The following is a 21,714-nucleotide window of genomic DNA, read 5'->3' as shown; positions in this document are numbered from 1 at the left end:
GATTGAAGCCAATCCACCGCTGCGAGAACCGCGATGAACCCCGTTGTGCTGCAGGGCGTCGGCAAGCGTTACCGGCTCGGTCAGGTCGACGTACCTGCGCTGACCGGCATCGACCTCGACATCCACCCCGACCGCTTCACCGTACTGTCCGGGCCGTCCGGCAGCGGCAAGACCACGCTGCTGAACCTGATCGGCGGCATCGACCGGCCCGACAGCGGCCGCGTCGTCGTCGACGGTCAGGATCTGGCCGGCTTGAGCGACGATGCGCTGTCGGATTTCCGCGCCCGCCGGCTCGGTTTCGTGTTCCAGAACTTCAACCTGCTGCCGGTGCTGACGGCGTTCGAGAACGTCGAATACCCGCTGCTGCTGACCGGCGTCCCCAGGCCGGAACGGCGCCGCCGCGTCGACGAACTGCTCGCCGCGGTCGGCCTGAGCGACAAGGCGACGAGCCGGCCGAACCAGCTTTCGGGCGGCCAGCGCCAGCGTGTCGCGATCGCCCGGGCGCTGGCAACCCAGCCGCAACTGGTGCTTGCCGACGAGCCGACCGCCAACCTCGACAGCCACACCGGCGGCGCCATCCTCGCGCTGATGCGGCAGATGCAGCGCGACTACCGGGTCAGCTTCGTCTTCTCGTCGCACGATCCGCAGGTGCTGGCGCAAGCCGACGACGCCGTGCACATCCGCGACGGCGCGATCACCGCGATCGAACGCAATCTGCAAGACGCGCGAGCATGAGTGCCATCCTGTCCCCGGTCGGCGGGCTCCACCTCGTCACCGCCAGTTGGGCGATGCTCGCCGGCGGCGCGCAACTGGCGCTGCCCAAGGGCGGCGACCGGCACCGCTGGCTGGGGCGCAGCTGGATGCTGGCGATGCTGGTGGTCGCGCTGTCGTCGTTCGGCCTTGGCGCCGCGCCCGGCCGTGTCGTCGGCTTCGGACCCATCCACCTGCTGTCGCTGTGGGTGCTGTGGTGCCTGTGGGCCGCGATCAGCCGCGCACGCGCCGGGCGGATCGCGGCGCACCGTGCCTACGTGATCGGCGCCTACACCGGCACCGTCGTCGCCGGGCTGTTCGCGGTATTCGGCCCGGACCGCTGGCTGCACCACACCCTGTTTGCCCTCTGATTGCCGACGAGACCCGAGATGAACACATTCCAACTGGCCGCGCGCAATCTGCTGCGCAACCGCCGCCGCTCGATCACCACGCTGTTCGCGATGATCGTCGGCGCGATCGCCATCCTGCTGTTCGGCGGCTACGCCCGCAATATCGATCTCGGCCTGCAGACGGGCTTCGTCCAGCGCAGCGGCCATCTGCAGATCCAGCACCGCGATTACTTCCTGTTCGGCACCGGCAACCCGGCCGGCTACGGCATCGCCGACTACGCCCGGCTGATCGCCGCGATCAAGGCCGATCTGCTGCTCGCCGGCCTGAGCACCGTGGTGACGCCGACGCTGAGCCTCGGCGGCATTGCCGGCAACTACGCCGCCGGCGTGTCGCGCACGGTGATCGGCAACGGTGTCGTCATCGACGACCAGAACGTCATGCGCCGCTGGAACGACTACGGTTTCGCGTTCAAGCCGCGCACGCTCAAGCTGACCGGCACGCCCGAACAGGCGGCGGTGATCGGCCGCGGCGTCGCGCGGGTGCTGCAGCTGTGCGGCCCGCTCAAGGTGCCGAACTGCCCGTCGCCGCAAGCTGCGAAACAGGACGGTGCCGACGCGCCGGCCGACATCACCGCGCTCGCCGCCGACACTGCACCGTCTCCGGCACGCGCGGCGACCCAGGTCGAACTGCTGGCCGCCAACGCCCACGGCGCGCCGAACGTCGCCCGGCTCGACGTCGTCGCCGCCGAGGCACAGGGCGTCAAGGAACTCGACGACCTCTACGTGCAGCTGCATTTCGGTGCGGCGCAGAAGCTGATCTACGGCGGCGACGGGCCCAAGGCGACGGCGATCGTGCTGCAGCTGAAACACACCGCCGACATCCCGGCAGCGCGGGCGCGGCTCGAAACGCTGCTGCAATCCGCGCCAGCCCAGCCGCTGGCGGTACTCGATTTCGCGACGCTGAACCCGAGCTACGGCCAGATCGTCGGCATGTTCGCGGCCATCTTCGGCTTTATCGCCCTGCTGATCGGCGTGATCGTGCTGTTCACCGTCGGCAACACGATGAGCATGGCGGTGATCGAGCGCACCACCGAAATCGGCACCCTGCGCGCGATCGGCCTGCGTCGCGACGGCATCCGCCGGCTGTTCGTCATCGAGGGCGCGCTGCTCGGCCTCGCCGGCAGCGGCCTCGGCGTGCTGGTCGCGCTGGCGCTGGCCTGGCTGATCAACCACGCCGGGCTGAGCTGGCTGCCACCGGGCAATCTCGAACCGGTACCGCTGACCGTGCGCGTCTGGGGCGAGCCGGCAATGATCGTCGCCACCGCAATCGGCCTGACGCTGATCGCCGCGATCTCGGCCTGGTGGCCGGCACGCAGGGCAGCCAAGCTGGAGATCGTCGATGCGCTGCGTCATGTGTAAAGAAAGTGACTATCAACATCGTTTTGCACGCCTTGATCTGCTGCTGTCCCAACCAGGAACAGCGGCAGGCCTACCCCTCAGTAGCGCCGAGCGACATGGTCAGACACGGGGTTTCGGGCGTCGCTGTTTGAGCCCGCAGGGCGAGTTTGCGACTCCCGCCGTGTCGGGCTGTGTTGCGAGGGAACCCCGCAGGGGCGCGAATGCGGGGTCGCCTTTTCTTTGGATACTTCCTTTTGGCGAAGCAAAAGAAAGTATCTCGTCCGCCGGGCGAAACCGGCGACCCAAACACCGCGCCGCGGGTGCTCAATCATTGCCGCCGCACGCTGGAGGAACAATCGTGAAAACACGGATCGCCATTGCCACCCTGCTGCTCGCCGCCACCGCCCACGCCGCGCCCGATGCACAGTCACTGCTCGCCGCCAGCGACGCCGTGCGCAACCCGGACAAGCCGTTCGGGCTGACGACGACGTTGATCGAATACCGCAACGGCAAGCAGACCGACACCAGCACGCTGGCGATCTACTCGCGCGCCGACGCGAGCAGCGGTCAGTTCCGCAGCCTGCTGCGCTTTGTCGCACCCAAGCGTGACGCCGACAAGCTGATGCTCAAGAGCGGCAACGACCTGTGGTTCTACGATCCGGCCAGCAAGGCGACGATCCGCATCTCGCCGCAGCAGCGCCTCTTGGGGCAGGCAGCCAATGGCGACGTCGTCACCGTCAACCTCGCCGGCGACTACAACGCCAGCGTCGCCGCCGAAGAAGACGTCGGCGACGGTGACAAACAGACCCGCCACGCCTACAGGCTCGATCTCAAGGCCAGGACCCCGGACGTCACCTACCACCGGATCGAGATGTGGATCGACACGGCCAGCAAGCAGCCGATCAAGGCGCGCTTCTACGCCGAGAGCGGCAGCCTGCTCAAGACCGCCTACTACCGTCGCTACCAGCAGCAGCTCGGCGTCAGCCGGCCGACCGAAACGGTGATCATCGACGGACTCGATCCGAACTGGGTCACGGTGATGCGCTTTGCCGACTACGCCTGGCGCGACGTGCCGGAAAGCTGGCTGCAGCGCGATTATCTGCCGAGATTCAAGCCGCAATGAACGCCCCGAACCGGGGGCTGACGCTGGCGCTGCTGCTCGCCGCCGTCCTCGCCCATGCCGACGACGCCCTTAGCGATGACGCCGCGCTGGCGCTCGCCGATGCCACCGCCGACACGCCGAGCAACGCGCGTGACTGGCGCTTTTTGATGGAGCTGGCCGGCGCGGGCGCGCAATACCGCTTCAACGACCAGCCCACCGAGGCCAGGCTGTCGCTCGACGGCCGCATCGACCACCGTTTCGAGGCCGACTGGCGCGTCGTGTTCGCCGACCGGCTCGACCTGCGCAGCGCCGGCGGCCACCAGCACAGCGTCAACACGCTGAAGGAGCTGTATCTGGGCTGGCAGCCGCGCGACGATCTGCTGCTCGATGCCGGCCGGATCAACACCCGCTACGGCGTCGGTTTCGGCTACAACCCGACCGATTTCTTCAAGGTCGGCGCCTTGCGCTCGGTGACCTCGGTCAACCCGGCCAGCCTGCGCGAAAACCGCCTCGGCAGCGTGATGCTGCGCGGCCAGACGCTGTGGGACAGCGGCGCGCTGACGGCGCTGTATTCGCCGAAGCTCGGTGATGCCCCCAGCGACGATGCATTCAATCCGGACTGGGGCGCCAGCAATCCGCAAGACCGCTGGCTGATCGCGGCCAGCCAGTCCTTCGGAGACAGCAACCTCAACCCGCAGCTGCTGCTCTACCACGATACGGACACGACCCAGCTCGGGCTGAACTGGAGCGTGCTGCTGGGTGATGCGACCGTCGTCTACGTCGAATGGGCCGGCGGCCGCCAGCAAAGTGTCGCCGGGCGGGCGTTCAACGTCGACGACGCGGCGTTCCGCAACGCGGTCAGCACCGGGCTGACGTGGACCGCCGCGACCAAACTATCGCTGACGCTTGAATACCAGTACGACGGCAGCGCGCTCGACGACGCCGGCTGGCAAAGGCTGCAGGGCGGTCCGGTCGAGCCCTATCTGCGCTACCGCCAGCTCGCCGCGCAGCGGCAGAACCTGACGACCCGGCACGCGGCGATGCTCTATGCGCAATGGCAGGACGCGCTGATCCAGCGCGTCGACCTCAGCGGCTTCGTCCGCCAGGACCTCATCGACGACAGCCGGCTGTCGTGGCTCGAAGTGCGCTGGCGCGGCGACGAGACCGACGTCGCGCTGCAATGGCAGTACGATGCCGGCAACAGCCGCAGCAACTACGGCGGCCTGCCGCAGCGACAGATCTGGCAGGCACTGCTGAGCCATTACTTCTGATACCGGAACCGCATCGACGATGAAACCTTCCTTCGCCCGCCGCGATTGCAACTACCCGTGGCGGCAAGAACTGGCGCTGCTGTTCGTCATCAACCAGGCGATCGCGCTGCTGCTGACGACGCTGGGCGGGCCCGGCAGCCTGTTCGACAACGTCGTGATCTCCAACGCGATCGGCGTGGCGATCTGGGCGCTGTACGAATCGATGGCGTACGCCGGCGTGCACCGCGTGCTGCGGCATCTGCTGGCGGTGCCGCTCGGGGTGTGGGGCGGCTTCAAGCTTGCGACGCTGTTCGGCGTCGCCGACATCACCCCGCGACTGGCCGATCCGCTCGGCAATTGGCGGCTGATCGCCAGCTGCCTGCTGCTTGCCGGCACGGCAACCGTCGTCATCGTGCTGTACTTCCGCGCGCTGGGCTACCGCGCCGAACTCGAAGCCGAGCAGCGCCGCGCATCCGAGGCGCGCCAGTCCGAAACCGCCGCGCAGCTGGCGCTGCTGCAGGCGCAGATCGAGCCGCACTTCCTGTTCAACACGCTGGCCAACGTCCGCAGCCTGATCACCCAGAACCCGCCGCTGGCACAGACGATGCTCGATCACCTGAACGGTTATCTGCGTGCCAGCCTCGGCCGCACCCGCCGGCCGCGCGCCAGCCTCGGCGACGAAATGCAGATCGTCGAAGCGCTGCTGGCGATTGCGGCAATCCGGCTGCAAACGCGGCTGCGTTACCGGATCGATGTCCCCGAAGCGCTGCGCGACGCCCTGTTGCCGCCGCTGCTGCTGCAACCGCTGGTCGAGAACGCGCTCGAACACGGCATCGCGGCGGCGGTCGACGGCGGCGACATCACCCTCAGCGCCGCGAACAAGGACGGCCAGCTGACGCTGACGGTCACCGACACCGGCCTCGGGCTGAACCCCGAAGCCGGCTGCGGAGCGGATGCGAACGGCAGCGGTATCGGTCTGGCCAATGTGCGCCAGCGCCTGGCCAGCCTGTACGGCGACCGGGGCCGGCTGACGCTGTCACCCAATCCGCCGCGCGGCGTGATCGCTACACTAAGCCTGCCACTGCAAAGGGAACCCGAAGCATGAGGGCCGTGCAGACCACCGACGACGAAGCGCGACTCGCCACACCAGCCTTGCCGCCGGCCAGGAGGTCCAACGCATGAGTACCGCGCTGATCGCCGACAACGAGCCGCGACTCGCCACACCAGCCTTGCCGCCGGCCAGGAGGTCCAACGCATGAGTACTGCACTGATCGCCGACGACGAGCCGCGACTCGCCACACCAGCCTTGCCGCCGGCCAGGAGGTCCAACGCATGAGTACCGCACTGATCGCCGACGACGAACCGCTGCTCGCCGCCAATCTGGCCGAGCGGCTCAGCGCGCTGTGGCCGGCGCTCGACATTGTCGCCATCGCCGCCAACGGCCTCGAAGCCGTCGCTGCGCTGAATGCCCACCGGCCCGACTTTGCCTTTCTCGACATCCGCATGCCCGGGCTGACCGGACTGCAGGTCGCACAGGCGGCGCGCGATACCCGGGTCGTCTTCGTCACGGCCTACGATGAATACGCGCTGAACGCCTTCGAACACGCGGCGATCGACTACCTGCTCAAGCCGGTCGGCGATGCGCGGTTGGCGCAATGCGTGAGCCGCCTGCAACGCGAGACCGAGCGGCCAGGTAATCAGGCCGCCGATCTCGCCGCGGTGCTGGCACAGCTTCAGGCCGGCGCGGCCGCCCCGGCGCTGGCCTGGCTCAGCGTCGGTCTGGGCGACACCACGCGGCTGATCGCGCTCGACGAGGTCGTCTATTTCGAAGCCAACAACAAGTACACCGACGTCGTCACCGCGACCGAGCGCCACCTGATCCGCACGCCGCTGAAGGACTTGCTGCCGCAGCTCGATCCGCAGCGTTTCGCCCAGGTGCACCGGGCCATCATCGTCAACCTCGGCGCCGTCGCGCGCATCCATCGCGACCTGCTGGGCCGGCAGCAGATCCACCTCAAGCAGCGCACCGACGTGCTGCCGCTGTCGCGCAGCTTCGCCGGCCGCTTCCGGCAGATGTAGCGGTGTCATATCCAGCCTCGCCGGCCGACTGATACAGGAATGGCCTTGGCGTGGCTAACAAAACCCAGCGCAGCGGTGCTGGCAAGGCGTACGAAGCGCCGACGGTACATGTCGTACGGCAAGCAAGTACAACGCAGCCAGCAGGGTTTTGTTAGCCGCGCTTACAATGAGGCGATCGACGGGCGACCACAGGAGAACGACATGACCGACTACCGCAAGACCCCGGAAGCGCTGGCGCGACTGACGCCGGAGCAGTTCCGCGTCACCCAGCAAAGCGGCACCGAGCGGCCGGGCAGCGGTGAATACCTGCACAACCACGCAGCGGGCATCTACGTCGACGTGGTGTCGGGCGAGCCGCTGTTCGCGTCGTCGGACAAGTTTGAATCCGGCTGCGGCTGGCCCAGCTTCACCAAGCCGATCGCCAACGTCAGCGAACTGCGCGATACCACGCATGGCATGATCCGTATCGAAGTACGCTCGACCCACGGCGACAGCCATCTGGGCCACGTGTTCGAAGACGGCCCGCGCGATCGCGGCGGACTGCGCTACTGCATCAACTCGGCATCGCTGCGCTTCGTGCCGCGCGCCGAGATGGTGGCGCAAGGCTACGGCGATTATCTCGACCAAGTGGAGGACATCTGATGAGCGAACGTGCCATTCTGGCCGGCGGCTGCTTCTGGGGCATGCAGGATCTGATCCGCAAACTGCCGGGCGTGCAATCGACCCGGGTCGGCTACAGCGGCGGCGACGTCGCCAATGCCACCTACCGCAACCACGGCAGCCACGCCGAAGCGATCGAGATCGTCTTCGATCCGGCGCAGACCAGCTATCGCCGGCTGCTGGCTTTCTTCTTCCAGATCCACGATCCGACGACGCCGAACCGCCAGGGCAACGACCGCGGCCCGTCGTACCGGTCGGCGATCTTTTACGAGAACGACGCCCAGCGCGCCGAGGCCTTGCGCACGATAGACGACGTCGACGCATCGGGGCTGTGGCCGGGCAAGGTCGTCACCGAAGTCGCGCCGGCCGGGCCGTTCTGGCAGGCCGAGCCCGAGCACCAGGACTACCTCGAGCGCACGCCGAACGGCTACACCTGCCACTTCCCGCGCCCGGACTGGGTGCTGCCGCAACGCGACTAGATCCGGCACCAGACGAAAAAGCCCAAGCGATTGCTTGGGCTTTTTGCTGTCGGCGGCACGGCGCCGAAGACACAGCTGCGCTCAGCGATTGAACCAGCGCACCATTTCGTCGCTGATCAGATGGCTGTTGAGCTTCTCGTCATCCCACTGGATGAACTGGCGCAGGTTCTCGACCATGTAGAAGCCGGTGTTGTCGAATTCGTCACCGATCGACTCCAGGAAGTGGAAACGGTCACCCGCGTTCTGCCGAACGCCGATGAACAGGAAGTAGACTTCGTCACCACGTTGCTGCGACGCCTTGAGCGCATTGAGGGTGTGCTGCTTGTCGCTGTTGTCGCCGTCGGTGATGAACAGCACCAGCGTGCGCTTCTTCTGACTGGCTTCCCTGGCCGGCTGGTCCTTCTGGCCCAGCATCCGGCCGAAAAAACCGGCCTTCTTTTCGGCTTGCGCTTCGTTATTGATCCATCCGGAGTCGGTCAGCACCGATTCGAGGACCCGGTGATACTCGGTTGCACCATTCCAGCCCGGCACCTTCTCGAACACGTGACGGTGGATGTAGTTCTCGAGATTGTCGATCGTGACATCGGGACAGCGATGCACCGAGCCGTGGCCCGAGCTGAACGTCGTCATCCCCATCTTGCGATCCGGATCGAAGGTCATCGCCCACGGAAACAGCCGGATCATCAGCGCGGTGGTGATCTGGTCGCGGTGCTCGTCGAAGAACGAACCGCTGACGTCCATGACGGTTTCGACCTCGGACGGCGAGAGCGTGCCCACGCCGGCCTTTTGCAGGCTGAGCATCAGCGATTTTTTGCTTTCTTCGACCTTGGTGAGGTTGACGGTAAGTTGCGACATCAAGGATTCCTTCAGGAATTAAGAGAGTCGATCAGGCGATCGATCTGGTTTTTAAGCGTGTAGCGCTGCGTTTCGTTCAACTCATCCGGCAATCCGGCGATGGCGCTCAACCACGTAGGTATATCGACGAGGACGCCGTGCTGGATCTGGGCGGCGATGGCGCACACCTGATCGCGCAGTGCCTGAAGCTGCAGCTGCTGTTGATGCAGCAGCGTCAGGCTCTTGAGCATGGACTGGCCACGTTCGAGCAGTCCCGGGGCGTAATCGGCCTGATCGAGCAGCCACGCTGCGGCTTGCGGCCAGCCTTGAATTGAATGTTGCAGCCGCGCAGTTGCCTCGCTGGCATCCGCGACACTCGCTTCAAACGACGTCAGTGCAGGCAGAACGGCACGCAACTCGTCGCGCAACAAGTCGATTTCCTCGCGCCGCTCGGCCAAGGCGCGCTTTGGGCTGCCGCGGCGCCACAGCGATGGCTCGATCGCCGCTGACTCGGCCACTTCACCGAGCAACTCGGCCAGGCGGCGCAAATGCCTCAGCGCAATCGTTTGCGTCGGATCCGAGGCCAGTTCCAGCGTCGTCTCGATCAGATCGGCGCACGCATGCTGCAGCGGCGCCCCCCAGTGGACCCACGACTGCCGCTCGAGCGTAATGCGGTTGCATTGCCCGACCGCCACCATGAAATGACGCAGCGTCGCCTCGTCGAGCTCGGGAAAGCGCGCTCGGACGGCATCCAGATCAACGTTCAGCGCGGTTGTTTTGCTTCCGGCTGGCAAGGTTGGCTGCATCGCGGGCCTGTCCACCGGCACCTCGGCGGCAGACGGCCCGACCGGTACGGTTGGGCGCATTGCCGTCACAGTGGTCACGTCCGTCTTCACCGGCGCCGCTTCGACGGGCAAGGTCGGCCGCATCACAGCGCGCGCCGGCGTTTCGCTGGCTTTCGGCGTCCCGTGCTCCGCTGGCGCGGAAGGCAACATCGTGGGACGCATCGCCATCAGCAGTAATGGCCCAGGACGGCGTTGAAGTCGTCGTTGAAGCCGACACCGACCGCGGCAAATTCGACCTTGCCATCGGCATCGACCATCAACGACGCCAGCTGCGCGCCCTTGAAGCCGCCGAACTGGTCGGACAGGCTGGCGTTGAGCACCGTTGCGCCGTCGCTGTTGACCACTTCGACGCGCGGGTTCTTCACGTCGCGGAAATGCACCCTGCCATCCTGCGGATGCACCATGCTCAGCAGCGGAATTTCGATAAAGGTGCCCGGCGCGGCCTTCGGCAGCTTTTCCGGCGAAACGTGAATCCATTCGTCGACACCGTCGGAAATGCCGGTAGTGGCATCCTTGCTGTGCACAAGCGCGCCACCGTGCACTTCAAAAGTGCCATCGGTGTTCTGCGCAAGATGCCCGACGTTCTGGCCGTTGATCGCCCGCTTGACGTTGTAGACCGACAGGATGTCGTCGAGACTGCCCACCTTGGCACCCTGACCGCTATTGGTCGCAACCAGCGCGTGCAGATCAAGGTCGTTACCTTCGTCCCAGCTCAGTTTGATGCGGAACGGCTCGGCCTTTCTCAGGTTCAGTTGCAGCTTGACCGGGGCATCGCCGGGTTTGGTCAGCGTCAGTTCCAGTTTGTTACTCATGTGGCACTCCTCGTTCGGGGGACAGGTCGGGAAAACGATGAAACGGGATCAGGACTGCGGCGCCAGATCCGGGCGGATTTCGGCACCGATCACGGCGAGTTCGCTTCGGGCGGCATCGAACATCACCTTGGCCTCGCCAAACGCGCGCTCGTTGCTGGCACGCGCAGCGACGACCAGCGCCTGCAACTCGCGGGTTTCGTTGACGATGGCCTTGATCTGCTCCGCCTGCGCCAGACGGTTGCGGCCCGGCGCATCGGCGGCATGCTGCACGATGTCGCGGACGGTCTTCTGGCGCACCGCCTGCAGATTCGCGTCGAGCGCCGCATTGGCGTCGTCGAGCTTCTGCAGCTTCTGCACCTGCAAGGCCGAATGCAGGCTGATCAGCGTCGAGCGGATGCTGGCAAAGCGCTGCGTCGCCGTCGTGGTGACTTCGGTCAGCGTCTGGATGCCGGCATTCTGGATCTGCTTCATCACCAGCTGGTCGGCCGGCAAGCGCGTTGCGATCCCTTCTGCCGCCAGCGCCTGACTGCGCAAGGCCTCGAGCTTGTCGCGGTACTCGTTCAGGTCGAACGCCGATGTCTCGCTGCCCGCCTCAAGCGCAGCCAGTTCGCCCTCGGACTTGGCGACCAGTGCGGCCAGCAGCACCGACAGCGCCGCGTACTCGCGAAAATTGCTGCGATAGCTTTCCTTGACGCGTTCGAGCTGCTCGACTTCACCCTCGACCTTGGTCGCCACCTGCTGCAACTCGACCTGCATCTTGCTGATCACGTCGCTGAGCCGCTGGCTGCGCATCTGGATCAGGTTGCTGGTCTCTTCGAGCGCGCGGTTGATCGCCTTGTTGAGTGCCTTGCGGCTGAACAGCCCGGCAATCCGGTCGATCAGGCGCGGCTTGCCGTTCAGGATCCGTTCGGCCAGTTCCGGCAGCCGTTCCTGCTCGACCGACTCGTTCAGGCTGCTGACCAGCCGGAACAGGTTCGGCGATTCGTTTTTCTGGATACGCTCCAGAAATGCCGCAAGCGCCTGATCGAGCGCCTTGCCCTGTGCCGCACCGAACTGGCTGATCTCGCCGCGTGAAAGCGCCCGGAGCGACAGCGTCTGCAAGCGGCCATCGACCTTGGCCAGCTGCTCGGTATCGAGCACCAGGCCCGGCAGCTTGGCCTGGGCGGTCTGGATCAGTTGCGCGGTATCGACAACGGCGCCGGCCGGCGCCGGATTCAGCGTGGTGACGTTCATGCTGCCACCTCGGCGACCGGCTTGCCGCGCCACTTGAGCACCGCAGCGGCGGCAAGGACCAGCAGGAAGCCACCGATCCGGACGGTCAGATGGACATGTTCGCCGCTGAGCAGCCCCTTCAGGTAGGGCGCCAACACCGGTTCGGTCAGAATCATTTCGGCACCGATCCAGCCCATCATGCCCGCACCGATCCAGACAATGATCGGGAAGCGTTCCATCAGCTGCATGATCGCGGTCGCACCGAACAGGATGATCGGAATCGACAGCACGATGCCGGCAATGGCATAGACGGTGCTGTGCGCACCGGTGCTGTCAGCTGCGCCAACAACGGCAAACACGTTGTCGATGCTCATCATCAGGTCGGCGATGATGATGGTCTTGATTGCACCGGCAAAGTTATCGGAACTCTGGACGTTGCCGTGCGCGTCATCGGAACTGGTCAGCAGCTTGACGCCGATCACCAGCAAGTAAGCGCCGGCCACCAGTTTCAGGTAGGGAATGGTCATCAACCAGCCGGCACAGGCCAGCAGTACCGCGCGCAGCAGGATGGCACCGGCCGTGCCAACGAACATCGCCCGCTTGCGCAGCGCCGGGCGAATGCCGGCACAAGCCAGCGCAATCACAATGGCATTGTCGACGCCAAGCATGACGTCGGCGGCAATGATCTTGCCAATCGCCGGGTAATCAAGCGAAGAGAAGAAGCTCAAGAACATAGAATGCAATCCTCATGTAAGAGAGAAGATTCTATGTCACGGGGTAATTTCTTACTAATTTCAGAAGCTGAAAAGACGCAATTTCTGTGATTTTCGCAACTAAAAACCAATCAAATGCTGACGTCATTGCAAATAAATGACGCGGCGTGATCCTTGATTCAAATTTTGAAAACTTACTGAAACAATAAATACCGGCACAACCCACTGCGCAAATGACAAGGCGCCTGGATCGGAAGGGAAGCACATGTCAATTGCGCGGGCGGCTTTCGACAAGCGATTCCAGCCACCATGTCCGGCGTGCCGAGACATCGCGCACGGTCGCTGATGCGAAGTGCCGGGGCACGGTGACAAGATCATCACCGAAGCCTTGCCTCCCAAGATCGCTCAGCCGGCCGAACCGGAGCATCAGGGCAATAGTTTCGAACGTTTCCCGAACAGCGACAGCACCTGCCGCTTCCTGCGCCCGGTCTGAGTACTGCCGATGGCGCGATCGAGCCCAAAAGGCTCGCGCAGCATGGGTCGTTGCGGCCCGCTCAATCGGGAATATGGATACGTGCCTTGATGTGCTTGAGATTGGCCACCAGGGTAATGGTCATGATGACCAGCAACGACCATGAGCTCCATTTGCCGATGTGGACCGCCGACCAGGCGCCGAGCTGGTTCGGATATTTCCAGATGCCGAAAAAGGTACTGAGGTTTTCCGCTAGCCAGATAAAAAAGCCGATCAGCAGGAAAGCCAGCAGCAGCGGCATGCGCCGCGGGGTGTCCAGCGGCGTGAACACCACCGTGGCGCGCGCATATAACCCCAGGGTGCAGGCGGCGAGATACCAGCGGTAATCGCCGATAAAGTGATGGGTGAAGAAATTGGCGTAGATCAGGCTGGCCAGCAAGATGGCCATCCAGTGCGGCGGATGATGAGCGATGCGCAAGTCGAAAAAGCGCCAGGCCTGGATGATGTAGCTGCCGACCGCGGCATACATGAAGCCTGAAAACAGCGGGACGCCAAGGACCTTGGTATAGGCGAAATCCGGATACGACCACGAGCCGATGTTGCCGGAGACCTTGAATGCCTCCAGCGCAAAACCCACGACGTGAAACAGCATGATGGCCTTGAACTCGTCCAGCGTCTCCAGCCGGGTCAGCAGCATCCAGCCCTGGATGACGAGGGCAATCAGCAGGAGCGCATCGTAGCGGTGCAAGCCCAGCAGGCCGTCGCGCGGCAGCGTGAACACGGCCACAAAGAACAGCCCGGCAAACAGGCAGCAGCGCGCTTCCTTCAGGCCAAACAGCAGAAACTCCCACGCCCAGTGCCAGCCTCGCCCCCAGCTGGGGGACAGCGACGGCGGATGCAGCAGGAAGTGGTCGATCCGTCCCAGCAAGGCGTTGGGCGGGTCGATGGGAGTTGGGGCGGACATCATCGTCTCAAGCGATCGGTGAAGGTGCCCGAGTTTAATGGGCAATCGGGCCTGTGCGCCAAAGCAACGCTGTCCACGCCTGCAGCGGCGCCACGATGGTCTGCCCCGATACCACGCGCCGAACATGAGGCAGCAAGCACACGCGCCTGAAGCGGCTGACCCCGCTTTCCGCCAGGCGCTGCAAATAACAAAGGGGCCACATGGGCCCCATCAAACGGCAAAACCGGACAGCGTTTGCCTGCACCGCGTCGACACGGACGCAGAAAAGCAAAAAGCCCAACCTTTCGGCTGGGCTTCGTGCTTCGAGTATTCTGGTTGCGGGAACAGGACTCGAACCTGTGACCTTCGGGTTATGAGCCCGACGAGCTGCCAACTGCTCCATCCCGCGACAGAGAAGCCAGTATATTTCAGCACCACGACACTGTCAACGGCTTTAGCAAAAAATGTTCCAATGGACTGCAACTCACGCGCTGCTGACCGGGCCGCGTCAGTAAGCCATGCGCTGCGGCGTTCGCGAACGGCTCAATCGTGCAGCTTGATCAGCGTCGATTTGAGCTCGGTGTATTTCTCCAGCGCGTGCAGCGATTTGTCGCGGCCGTTGCCCGATTGCTTGTAGCCCCCGAACGGCAGGTTCTGGTCGCCGCCCTCCTCGTAGCAATTGACCCAGACGGTGCCGGCACGCAAGCGCCGGGCGGCAAGGTGGGCCGTGCTCAGGTCGCGCGTCCACACCGCTGCTGCCAGGCCGTAGTCGCTGTCGTTGGCGATCGCGATCGCTTCGTCGAGCGTATCGAAGACGATGACCGAGCACACCGGGCCGAAGACTTCCTCGCGCGCGATCCGGTGCGAAGGCTCGGTGACGAAAATTGTCGGCTCGATGAAATAGCCGGTCTCGGTCAGGACCGCGTTCCCGCCGGCGAGCAGCGTCGATTCGCCCCGGGCGGCGTCAATCAAGCCGAGCACGCGCCGGTACTGGATCTCGTCGACGATGGCGCCCATCTGCGTCGCCGGATCGAGCGGATCGCCGGGCGCATAGCCGCGACTGGCTTCGTGCAGCGCGTCGACAAAGGCCGGATAGACACCGCGCTGGACCAGCACGCGCGAACCGGCCGAGCACATTTCGCCCTGATTGAAGAACACGCCGTCGGCGGCGGCGCGGGCCGCGGCGTCGAGGTCCGGGCAGTCGGCGAGGATGATGTTCGGCGATTTGCCGCCCAGCTCCAGCCAGACCCGCTTGAGGTTCGATTGCGCCGCGCATTGCATGATCTGCCGGCCGGTCGCGGTCGAACCGGTAAAGCTGATGCAGTCGACGTCCGGGTGCAAGGCCAGCAGGCGGCCGGCCTCGCCGCCGCCGGGGACGACATTGAACACACCGGCGGGCAGGCCGGCCTCGGTGGCCAGCGCGGCGATGCGGATCGCCGTCAGCGGCGATTTCTCCGACGGCTTGAGCACGACGGCATTGCCGGTCGCCAGCGCCGGCGCGAATTTCCAGCTTGCCATCAGCAAGGGGAAATTCCACGGCACCACCGCAGCGACGACGCCTACCGGCTCGCGCGTCACCAGCCCGAGCAGATTGCCCGCCAGCGGCGGGACTTCGCCGCCGATCTTGTCGATCGCTTCGGCGCACCATTGCACCGCATACGCCGCCGCCGCGATGTCGACGCCCAGCGCGTGCCGGACGGGCTTGCCGGTATCGAGGCTCTCGAGCAGCGCCAGTTCTTCGGCATGTTCGCGCAGCAGCGCGGCGAAACGCAGCAGCACGCCCTTGCGCGTGGCCGGCGCCATCGCGGCCCAGCGGCCGTCGTCGAACGCCCGCCGCGACGCGGCGACGGCCGCATCGACCTCGGCCTCGCCGCAGTCGGCAACCTGCGCGAGCACGCGGCGTGTCGCCGGATTGACGGAGTCAAAGCGGCGGGCGGTGTCGACATAGCGGCCGTCGATATACGCTCGGCCCTCGATCGTCAGCGCGGCAGCGCGGGTTTGCCAGTCGTGATGGGTCGGTCCGGTCATGCGTGCCTCCGGGTGCGGCGGACAGCTCAGAAACTGGGGGGCGAATTGGCGCTGACAATTTCGGCCGCCTCTTCACCCAGATTACGGAAACGGTGCGGCAAGGCGCTCGGGAAGTAGTAACCGTCGCCAGGGCCAAGCAAATGGATCTGGCCATCGACGGTCAGCTCGACTTCGCCGCGCACGACGACACCGCATTCCTGGCCCTGATGCAGCAGCATGTCCACGCCGGTATCGGCGCCGGGTTCGTAGCGTTCGCGCAGCAGGCCGATCTGGCGGTCGGGCTGACCCGAACCGATCAGCCGCATCTGCACGCCGGCGCCGCCGAGATCGGGTTGATCGGCGCCGCGATAGATATAGCTCGGCGCCACGACGGGCAACTCGAAAGTGAAGAACTCGGCCAGCGACATCGGCAGGCCTTCGAGCACCTTTTTCAGCGAGCTGATCGACGGGCTGACGCGGTTCTGCTCGATCAGCGAGATCGTTGCATTGGTCACGCCGGCGCGCTTGGCCAGCTCGCGCTGCGACAGCCCCTGTCGACCGCGCACCAGTTTGAGGCGTTCGCCCACGTCCATGACGTCTCCGGCATCAAAAATAATCAACACACTGGCGCAGCGCAGCAATCGCTGCCACGACGAAACGGTTTGGCCGATTGCCGATCAATGGCCATTTTCTGGTGCGTTGCAACGATGGTTCGAGACCAGCGCGGCGCACCCTGTGTTTTTATCAAATGATCCGCACCGCGCCTTGTCAAATATTTTTTACATTTCCTAGACTGGAATTACGGCCTCAGCGCGACACTGAGCGCGTACTGGCCGCCCCCTGCGAATCGAATAGAGGCGCGCCGGACATTGCGTCCGCCCGTACTGATCATGGCCCTGCCCGTCATTGGTATTCCCTGCTGTCGCTGGTGGCTCAACGACAGCCAGTTCTTCCACCTCGTCACCGAGAAATACGTCGAGGCTGCGAAAGGCGCCGGCGGCCTGCCGCTGCTGATCCCGGCGCTCGGCGACACGGTGGCGGCCAGCGAGATCCTCGACCACGTCGACGGCCTGCTGCTGACCGGCAGTCCGTCCAATATCGAACCGCACCATTACGGCGGCACGCCGATCGACGGTGATTTCAACGATGCCCGCCGCGATGCGACGACGCTGCCGCTGATCCGCTCGGCCGTCGATGCCGGCGTGCCGGTGTTCGGCATCTGCCGCGGCTTTCAGGAAATGAATGTCGCCTACGGCGGCAGCCTGCATCAGGCCGTGCACGCGCAGCCCGGCATGCTCGACCACCGCGAGCCGGCCGGCAAGCTCGACGAACGCTACGGCCCCGCCCATCCGGTGTCGCTGGTCGACGGCGGCCTGTTGCACGCGCTGTTCGGCCAGACGTCGGTCCACGTCAATTCCTTGCACAAGCAGGGGATCGCGACGCTCGGTGCCGGCCTCGTCGCCGAGGCGCACGCGCCCGACGGGCTGATCGAGGCGTTCCGCGTCGCCGACGCCCAGCGTTTTGCACTGGCGGTGCAATGGCACCCCGAGTGGAAGTACTGGGAAAACCCGCTGTCGCAAGCGCTGCTCTCGGCCTTCGGCACCGCCTGCACCCAACACGCGCGCAGCAAGCGCTGAGCACCAGGAGGCCACCATGAGCGTACTCAGTGACTGGCTGCGGGAAAACCGGATCACCGAAGTCGAGTGCATCACCCCGGATTTCACCGGCATCGCCCGCGGCAAGATCGTGCCAAGGGAGAAATTCAGCGAAGAGGAAGGCATGCGCCTGCCGCAGGTGGTGCTGGTACAGACGGTGACCGGCGAGTACGCCGAACATATCGTTCCAGAAACCGACCCCGACATGGTGCTGCTGCCCGACCCGGCCAGCATCCGCCTCGTGCCGTGGGCCAAGGATCCGGTCGCGCAGGTGATTCACGATTGCTTCTATCACGATGGCCGCCCGGTCGAGATGTCGCCGCGCCATGTGCTGCGCCGGGTGCTGCAGCTGTACGAAGCGCGCGGCTGGGAGCCGGTGGTGGCGCCGGAAATGGAGTTCTACATCGTCGACGTCAATGTCGACCCCGATCTGCCGCTGCAGCCGCCGGTCGGTCGCACCGGCCGCCCCGAAACCGGCCGCAAGGCGTACTCGATCGACGCCGTGAACGAATATGACGATCTGTTTGAAGACGTTTACGACTATTGCGACGCGCAGCACCTGCAAATCGACACGCTGATTCACGAGGTCGGCGCCTGCCAGATGGAAATCAACTTCCTGCACGGCAAGGCGCTCGAACTCGCCGACCAGGTCTTCCTGTTCAAGCGCACCGTGCGCGAGGCGGCGATCCGCCACAATATGTACGCCACCTTCATGGCCAAGCCGATGGAACACGAACCGGGCTCGGCGATGCACATCCATATGAGCGTGATCGACCAGGGCAGCGGCAAGAACGTGTTTTCCAACGACGACGGCAGCCCGAGCGACGTCTTCCACTACTGCATCGGCGGCATGCAGAAATACTTCCCGCAGCTGATCGCGCTGTTCGCGCCCTATGTGAACAGCTACCGGCGGCTGGTGCGCCACACCGCCGCGCCGATCAATGTGCAATGGGGCGTGGACAACCGCACCTGCGGCATCCGCGTGCCGCAATCGGCCCCGGCGGCACGGCGGATCGAGAACCGGCTGCCCGGCGTCGACTGCAACCCCTATCTCGCGCTGGCCGGCACGCTGGCCGCCGCCTATCTCGGCATCGTCGAACAGTTGCAACCCACCGCCCCGCTCACCGGCAATGCCTACGGCCTGCCGTTTGCGTTTCCACACGGCCTCGACGACGCGATCCTGGTCCTCGGCGATTGCCCCGCCATCGCCGGCGTGCTGGGCGAGGCGTTCATCCAGGCATTCTGTGCGGTCAAGCACGCCGAATACCTCGAATACGCCCGGGTCATCAGCCCGTGGGAACGCCGCCACCTGCTGCTGCACGTGTAAACGGAGCCGCCATGGATACGTCCGACTGGAACGCCCGCCGCATCGCCGCCACGCCCCGTGGCGTCGGCATCGCCACGCCGGTCTTCGCCGCGCGCGCGCGCAACGCCGAACTGTGGGACGTCGACGGCCGCCGCTACATCGATTTTGCCGGCGGCATCGGCGTCCTCAACACCGGCCACCTGCATCCGAAGGTACAGGCGGCGGTCGCGGCGCAGCTCGCGCGCTTTTCGCACAGTTGCTACCAGGTTGCACCGTATCCGGGCTATGTCGAGCTGGCCGAACGCCTGAACGCCCGGGTGCCGATATCCGCGCCGACCAAGACCTTCTTCGTCACCACCGGCGCCGAGGCGGTCGAGAACTGCATCAAGATCGCCCGCGCCCATACCGGCCGCCCCGGCGTGATCGCCTTCGCCGGCGGTTTTCACGGCCGCACACTGCTGGGACTGGCGCTGACCGGCAAGGTCGCGCCGTACAAGCTCGGCTTCGGCCCTTACCCGGCCGACGTTTACCACGCGCCGTTTCCGAATCCGCTGCGCGGCATCAGCGTCGACGACGCGCTGGCCGGCCTGGCCAGCCTGTTCAAGACATCGATCGACGCAAGCCGGGTCGCCGCCCTCATCGTCGAACCGGTTCAGGGCGAAGGCGGCTTCAATCCGGCACCGATCGAGTTCATCCGTGCGCTCAGGGCGATCTGCGACACGCACGGCATCGTGCTGGTCGCCGACGAAATCCAGACCGGCTTCGGCCGCACCGGCAAGCTGTTCGCGATGGAACACTATGACGTCGAGGCCGACCTGTTCACGATGGCCAAGTCGCTCGCAGGTGGTTTTCCGCTGGCCGGCGTCTGCGGCCGCGCCGAGATCATGGATGCACCGGCGCCGGGCGGGCTCGGCGGCACGTATGGCGGCAGCCCGATCGGCATCGCCGCCGCGCTGGCCGTGCTCGACGTGATCGACGAGGAACAGCTGTGCGAACGCGCCGACGTCATCGGCGGGCGGATCAAGGCCCGGCTGGCCGCGCTGCGCGACGACGTGCCGCAGATTGCCGAGGTCCGTGGCGTCGGCGCGATGGTCGCCGCCGAGTTCTTCGAACACGGCCAGCCGGCGCCGGCCTTCGTCACCGCGCTCCGGAGCCGGGCCCTCGAACTCGGCCTGATCCTGCTGAGCTGCGGCAGCGACGGCAACGTCGTGCGTTTTCTTTGCCCGCTGACGATCGAAGACGCCGTGCTCGACGAGGCGCTTGACGTGATTGAACGGGCCTTGCGCGAAACTTCAGCGCGCGGCCGTTAGAATCAATCCGGAACAGCCCATCCGGGCAGACAGGACCCATGATGCTGCAACTGAACAACCCGGCCTTGCTGCGCCAGCAATGCCCGATCGCCGGTGAATGGATCGATGCCGACAGCGGCGAGACCATCTCCGTCACCAACCCGGCCACCGGTGAAACGATTGCCACGGTGCCGAAAATGGGCGCTGCCGAAACCCGCCGCGCGATCGAAGCCGCGAAAGCCGCGATGCGCGACTGGCAACGCCGCACCGCCAAGGAGCGTGCAGCGGTACTGCGGCGCTGGCACGAGCTGCTGCTCGCCAATCAGGATGACCTCGCGACCATCCTCACCGCCGAACAGGGCAAGCCGCTGGCCGAAGCGCGCGGCGAAATCGCCTACGGCGCCAGCTATCTCGAATGGTTCGCCGAGGAAGCCAAGCGCGTCTACGGCGACACCATTCCGGGCCCCAGCGCGGACAAGCGCATCATCGTGATCAAGCAGCCGGTCGGCGTCACCGCGGCGATCACGCCGTGGAATTTCCCGAATGCGATGATCGCCCGCAAGGCCGGCCCGGCGCTGGCCGCCGGCTGCGCCATGGTCTGCAAACCCGCGTCGCAAACGCCGCTGTCGGCGCTGGCGCTGGCCGCGCTCGCCTACGAGGCCGGCTTGCCGCCCGCGCTGTTCAGCGTCGTCACCGGCTCGGCCGGCGAAATCGGCGCCGAGCTCACCGGCAATCCGCTGGTCGCCAAGCTCTCGTTCACCGGCTCGACCGAGACCGGCAAAACCGTGCTGGCGCAGTGCGCCGGCACGGTGAAAAAGACGTCGATGGAGCTCGGCGGCAACGCGCCCTTCATCGTGTTCGATGATGCCGACCTCGATGCCGCCGTCGAAGGCGCCATCGCGTCGAAATACCGCAATACCGGCCAGACCTGCGTCTGTGCCAACCGGCTCTATGTGCAGGCCGGCGTCTACGACGCCTTCGCCGACAAACTCGCCGCCGCCGTCGCCAAGCTCAGGGTCGGCAACGGCTTCGAGCCCGGCGTCACCCAGGGGCCGCTGATCGACGAAAAAGCCGTGCGCAAGGTCGAGGAACACATCGCCGACGCGCTCGCCCACGGCGGCGAGCTGCTGCTCGGCGGCCGGCGCCACGCGCTCGGCCACAGTTTTTTCGAGCCGACCATCGTCAAGCACGCCAATGCACGGATGCGGGTCGCGCGCGAAGAGACCTTCGGCCCGCTGGCACCGCTGTTCCGCTTCGACACCGAAGACGAACTGATCGCCCTCGCCAACGACACCGAGTTCGGCCTCGCCAGCTATTTCTTCAGCCGCGACATCGGCCGGATCTGGCGCGTCGCCGAAGCACTCGAATACGGCATGGTCGGCGTCAATACCGGACTGATGTCGTCCGAAATGGCGCCGTTCGGTGGCGTCAAGCAATCCGGCATCGGCCGCGAGGGTTCGAAATACGGCATCGACGACTATCTCGAGCTGAAATACCTGTGCATCGGCGGCATCGACCGCTAGGGACTGTCAACACTGGATGCACAGCGGTGCTGTGC

Annotated in this window: 21 protein-coding genes, 1 tRNA gene and 1 pseudogene; 14 read left to right on the top strand and 9 right to left on the bottom strand. The window is 65.4% G+C overall.

Annotation, left to right across the window (positions count from 1 at the left end):
* The first annotated feature begins 33 nt into the window (after positions 1-33).
* The 9 genes and pseudogenes from R0382_RS06710 to msrA all read left to right on the top strand — a co-directional run bounded on the left by R0382_RS06710 (position 34) and on the right by msrA (position 8,068).
* A complete protein-coding gene (locus R0382_RS06710; RefSeq protein WP_432723444.1) occupies positions 34-735 on the top strand; it encodes an ABC transporter ATP-binding protein in 702 nt (233 codons plus the stop codon).
* Entirely contained in the window at positions 732-1,121 is a 390-nt protein-coding gene (locus R0382_RS06705; protein WP_432723442.1) for a DUF2306 domain-containing protein, read from the top strand. The genes R0382_RS06710 and R0382_RS06705 overlap by 4 nt, the downstream gene beginning before the upstream one ends.
* Positions 1,122-1,139: 18 nt before the next feature.
* Positions 1,140-2,519, top strand: a complete 1,380-nt coding sequence (locus R0382_RS06700) for an ABC transporter permease (protein ID WP_432723440.1) — start codon at positions 1,140-1,142, stop codon at positions 2,517-2,519.
* A 337-nt stretch (positions 2,520-2,856) separates the two neighbouring features.
* Positions 2,857-3,621, top strand: coding sequence for an outer membrane lipoprotein-sorting protein (locus tag R0382_RS06695; RefSeq protein ID WP_432723439.1), 765 nt, complete (start codon positions 2,857-2,859; stop codon positions 3,619-3,621).
* A complete protein-coding gene (locus R0382_RS06690; RefSeq protein WP_432723438.1) occupies positions 3,618-4,871 on the top strand; it encodes a hypothetical protein in 1,254 nt (417 codons plus the stop codon). Before R0382_RS06695 ends, R0382_RS06690 begins: the two co-directional genes overlap by 4 nt.
* Positions 4,872-4,890: 19 nt before the next feature.
* A complete protein-coding gene (locus R0382_RS06685; protein WP_432723437.1) occupies positions 4,891-5,955 on the top strand; it encodes a sensor histidine kinase in 1,065 nt (354 codons plus the stop codon).
* A 227-nt stretch (positions 5,956-6,182) separates the two neighbouring features.
* Positions 6,183-6,929: a LytR/AlgR family response regulator transcription factor gene (locus R0382_RS06680; protein ID WP_432723436.1), complete on the top strand. Its 747-nt coding sequence runs from the start codon at positions 6,183-6,185 to the stop codon at positions 6,927-6,929.
* A 198-nt stretch (positions 6,930-7,127) separates the two neighbouring features.
* Positions 7,128-7,571, top strand: a pseudogene (msrB, locus tag R0382_RS06675) (peptide-methionine (R)-S-oxide reductase MsrB); the annotation flags it as partial.
* A complete protein-coding gene (gene msrA, locus R0382_RS06670; protein ID WP_432723434.1) occupies positions 7,571-8,068 on the top strand; it encodes a peptide-methionine (S)-S-oxide reductase MsrA in 498 nt (165 codons plus the stop codon). The pseudogene msrB and the gene msrA, both read left to right, overlap by 1 nt.
* A gap of 81 nt (positions 8,069-8,149) precedes the next feature.
* Here msrA and R0382_RS06665 read toward each other — a convergent pair whose 3' ends face one another.
* The 5 genes from R0382_RS06665 to R0382_RS06645 are packed head-to-tail and all read right to left on the bottom strand — an operon-like array spanning position 8,150 to position 12,505.
* On the bottom strand, positions 8,150-8,923 hold the full coding sequence (locus tag R0382_RS06665) for a VWA domain-containing protein (RefSeq protein WP_432723433.1): 774 nt from the start codon (positions 8,921-8,923) through the stop codon (positions 8,150-8,152).
* Positions 8,924-8,934: 11 nt separating this feature from the next.
* The gene (locus tag R0382_RS06660; protein ID WP_432723432.1) at positions 8,935-9,915 is read right to left on the bottom strand and encodes a hypothetical protein; all 981 of its coding nucleotides are present in this window, start codon (positions 9,913-9,915) and stop codon (positions 8,935-8,937) included.
* Positions 9,915-10,559: a TerD family protein gene (locus R0382_RS06655; RefSeq protein ID WP_432723431.1), complete on the bottom strand. Its 645-nt coding sequence runs from the start codon at positions 10,557-10,559 to the stop codon at positions 9,915-9,917. Before R0382_RS06655 ends, R0382_RS06660 begins: the two co-directional genes overlap by 1 nt.
* A 48-nt stretch (positions 10,560-10,607) precedes the next feature.
* Entirely contained in the window at positions 10,608-11,792 is a 1,185-nt protein-coding gene (locus R0382_RS06650; RefSeq protein ID WP_432723430.1) for a hypothetical protein, read from the bottom strand.
* A complete protein-coding gene (locus tag R0382_RS06645) occupies positions 11,789-12,505 on the bottom strand; it encodes a TerC family protein (RefSeq protein ID WP_432723428.1) in 717 nt (238 codons plus the stop codon). Before R0382_RS06645 ends, R0382_RS06650 begins: the two co-directional genes overlap by 4 nt.
* A 331-nt stretch (positions 12,506-12,836) precedes the next feature.
* Between R0382_RS06645 and R0382_RS06640 the strand changes: the two genes are divergently transcribed.
* Complete coding sequence (locus R0382_RS06640; protein ID WP_432723427.1) at positions 12,837-12,977, top strand: hypothetical protein; 141 nt, start codon at positions 12,837-12,839, stop codon at positions 12,975-12,977.
* A 61-nt stretch (positions 12,978-13,038) separates the two neighbouring features.
* Here R0382_RS06640 and R0382_RS06635 read toward each other — a convergent pair whose 3' ends face one another.
* The 4 genes from R0382_RS06635 to R0382_RS06620 all read right to left on the bottom strand — a co-directional run bounded on the left by R0382_RS06635 (position 13,039) and on the right by R0382_RS06620 (position 16,499).
* The gene (locus R0382_RS06635) at positions 13,039-13,920 is read right to left on the bottom strand and encodes a DUF817 domain-containing protein (RefSeq protein WP_432723425.1); all 882 of its coding nucleotides are present in this window, start codon (positions 13,918-13,920) and stop codon (positions 13,039-13,041) included.
* 312 nt (positions 13,921-14,232) lie between these two features.
* Positions 14,233-14,308, bottom strand: a tRNA-Met gene (locus R0382_RS06630).
* 134 nt (positions 14,309-14,442) lie between these two features.
* Positions 14,443-15,927 (bottom strand): aldehyde dehydrogenase, encoded by a 1,485-nt coding sequence (locus R0382_RS06625; RefSeq protein ID WP_432723424.1) that lies wholly within the window; start codon positions 15,925-15,927, stop codon positions 14,443-14,445.
* A 26-nt stretch (positions 15,928-15,953) separates the two neighbouring features.
* Positions 15,954-16,499 (bottom strand): cupin domain-containing protein, encoded by a 546-nt coding sequence (locus R0382_RS06620; RefSeq protein WP_432723422.1) that lies wholly within the window; start codon positions 16,497-16,499, stop codon positions 15,954-15,956.
* Between the two features lie 297 nt (positions 16,500-16,796).
* On the opposite strand from R0382_RS06620, the gene R0382_RS06615 reads away from it, so the two are divergent.
* From R0382_RS06615 to gabD, 4 genes are read left to right on the top strand one after another with little or no spacing between them, the layout of a single operon-like run.
* Entirely contained in the window at positions 16,797-17,543 is a 747-nt protein-coding gene (locus R0382_RS06615) for a gamma-glutamyl-gamma-aminobutyrate hydrolase family protein (protein WP_432723421.1), read from the top strand.
* A 16-nt stretch (positions 17,544-17,559) separates the two neighbouring features.
* Complete coding sequence (locus tag R0382_RS06610) at positions 17,560-18,888, top strand: glutamine synthetase family protein (RefSeq protein ID WP_432723420.1); 1,329 nt, start codon at positions 17,560-17,562, stop codon at positions 18,886-18,888.
* Between the two features lie 11 nt (positions 18,889-18,899).
* Complete coding sequence (gene gabT, locus R0382_RS06605) at positions 18,900-20,177, top strand: 4-aminobutyrate--2-oxoglutarate transaminase (RefSeq protein ID WP_432723419.1); 1,278 nt, start codon at positions 18,900-18,902, stop codon at positions 20,175-20,177.
* A 41-nt stretch (positions 20,178-20,218) separates the two neighbouring features.
* Complete coding sequence (gabD, locus tag R0382_RS06600; protein ID WP_432724132.1) at positions 20,219-21,679, top strand: NADP-dependent succinate-semialdehyde dehydrogenase; 1,461 nt, start codon at positions 20,219-20,221, stop codon at positions 21,677-21,679.
* Positions 21,680-21,714 lie beyond the last annotated feature (35 nt).

The sequence above is a fragment of the Jeongeupia wiesaeckerbachi genome (assembly GCF_050916355.1).
GTDB classification, from domain to species: Bacteria; Pseudomonadota; Gammaproteobacteria; order Burkholderiales; family Chitinibacteraceae; genus Jeongeupia; species Jeongeupia wiesaeckerbachi.
Note: the sequence above shows the minus strand (reverse complement) of the source record. Positions and strands in the feature narration are given on the sequence as shown.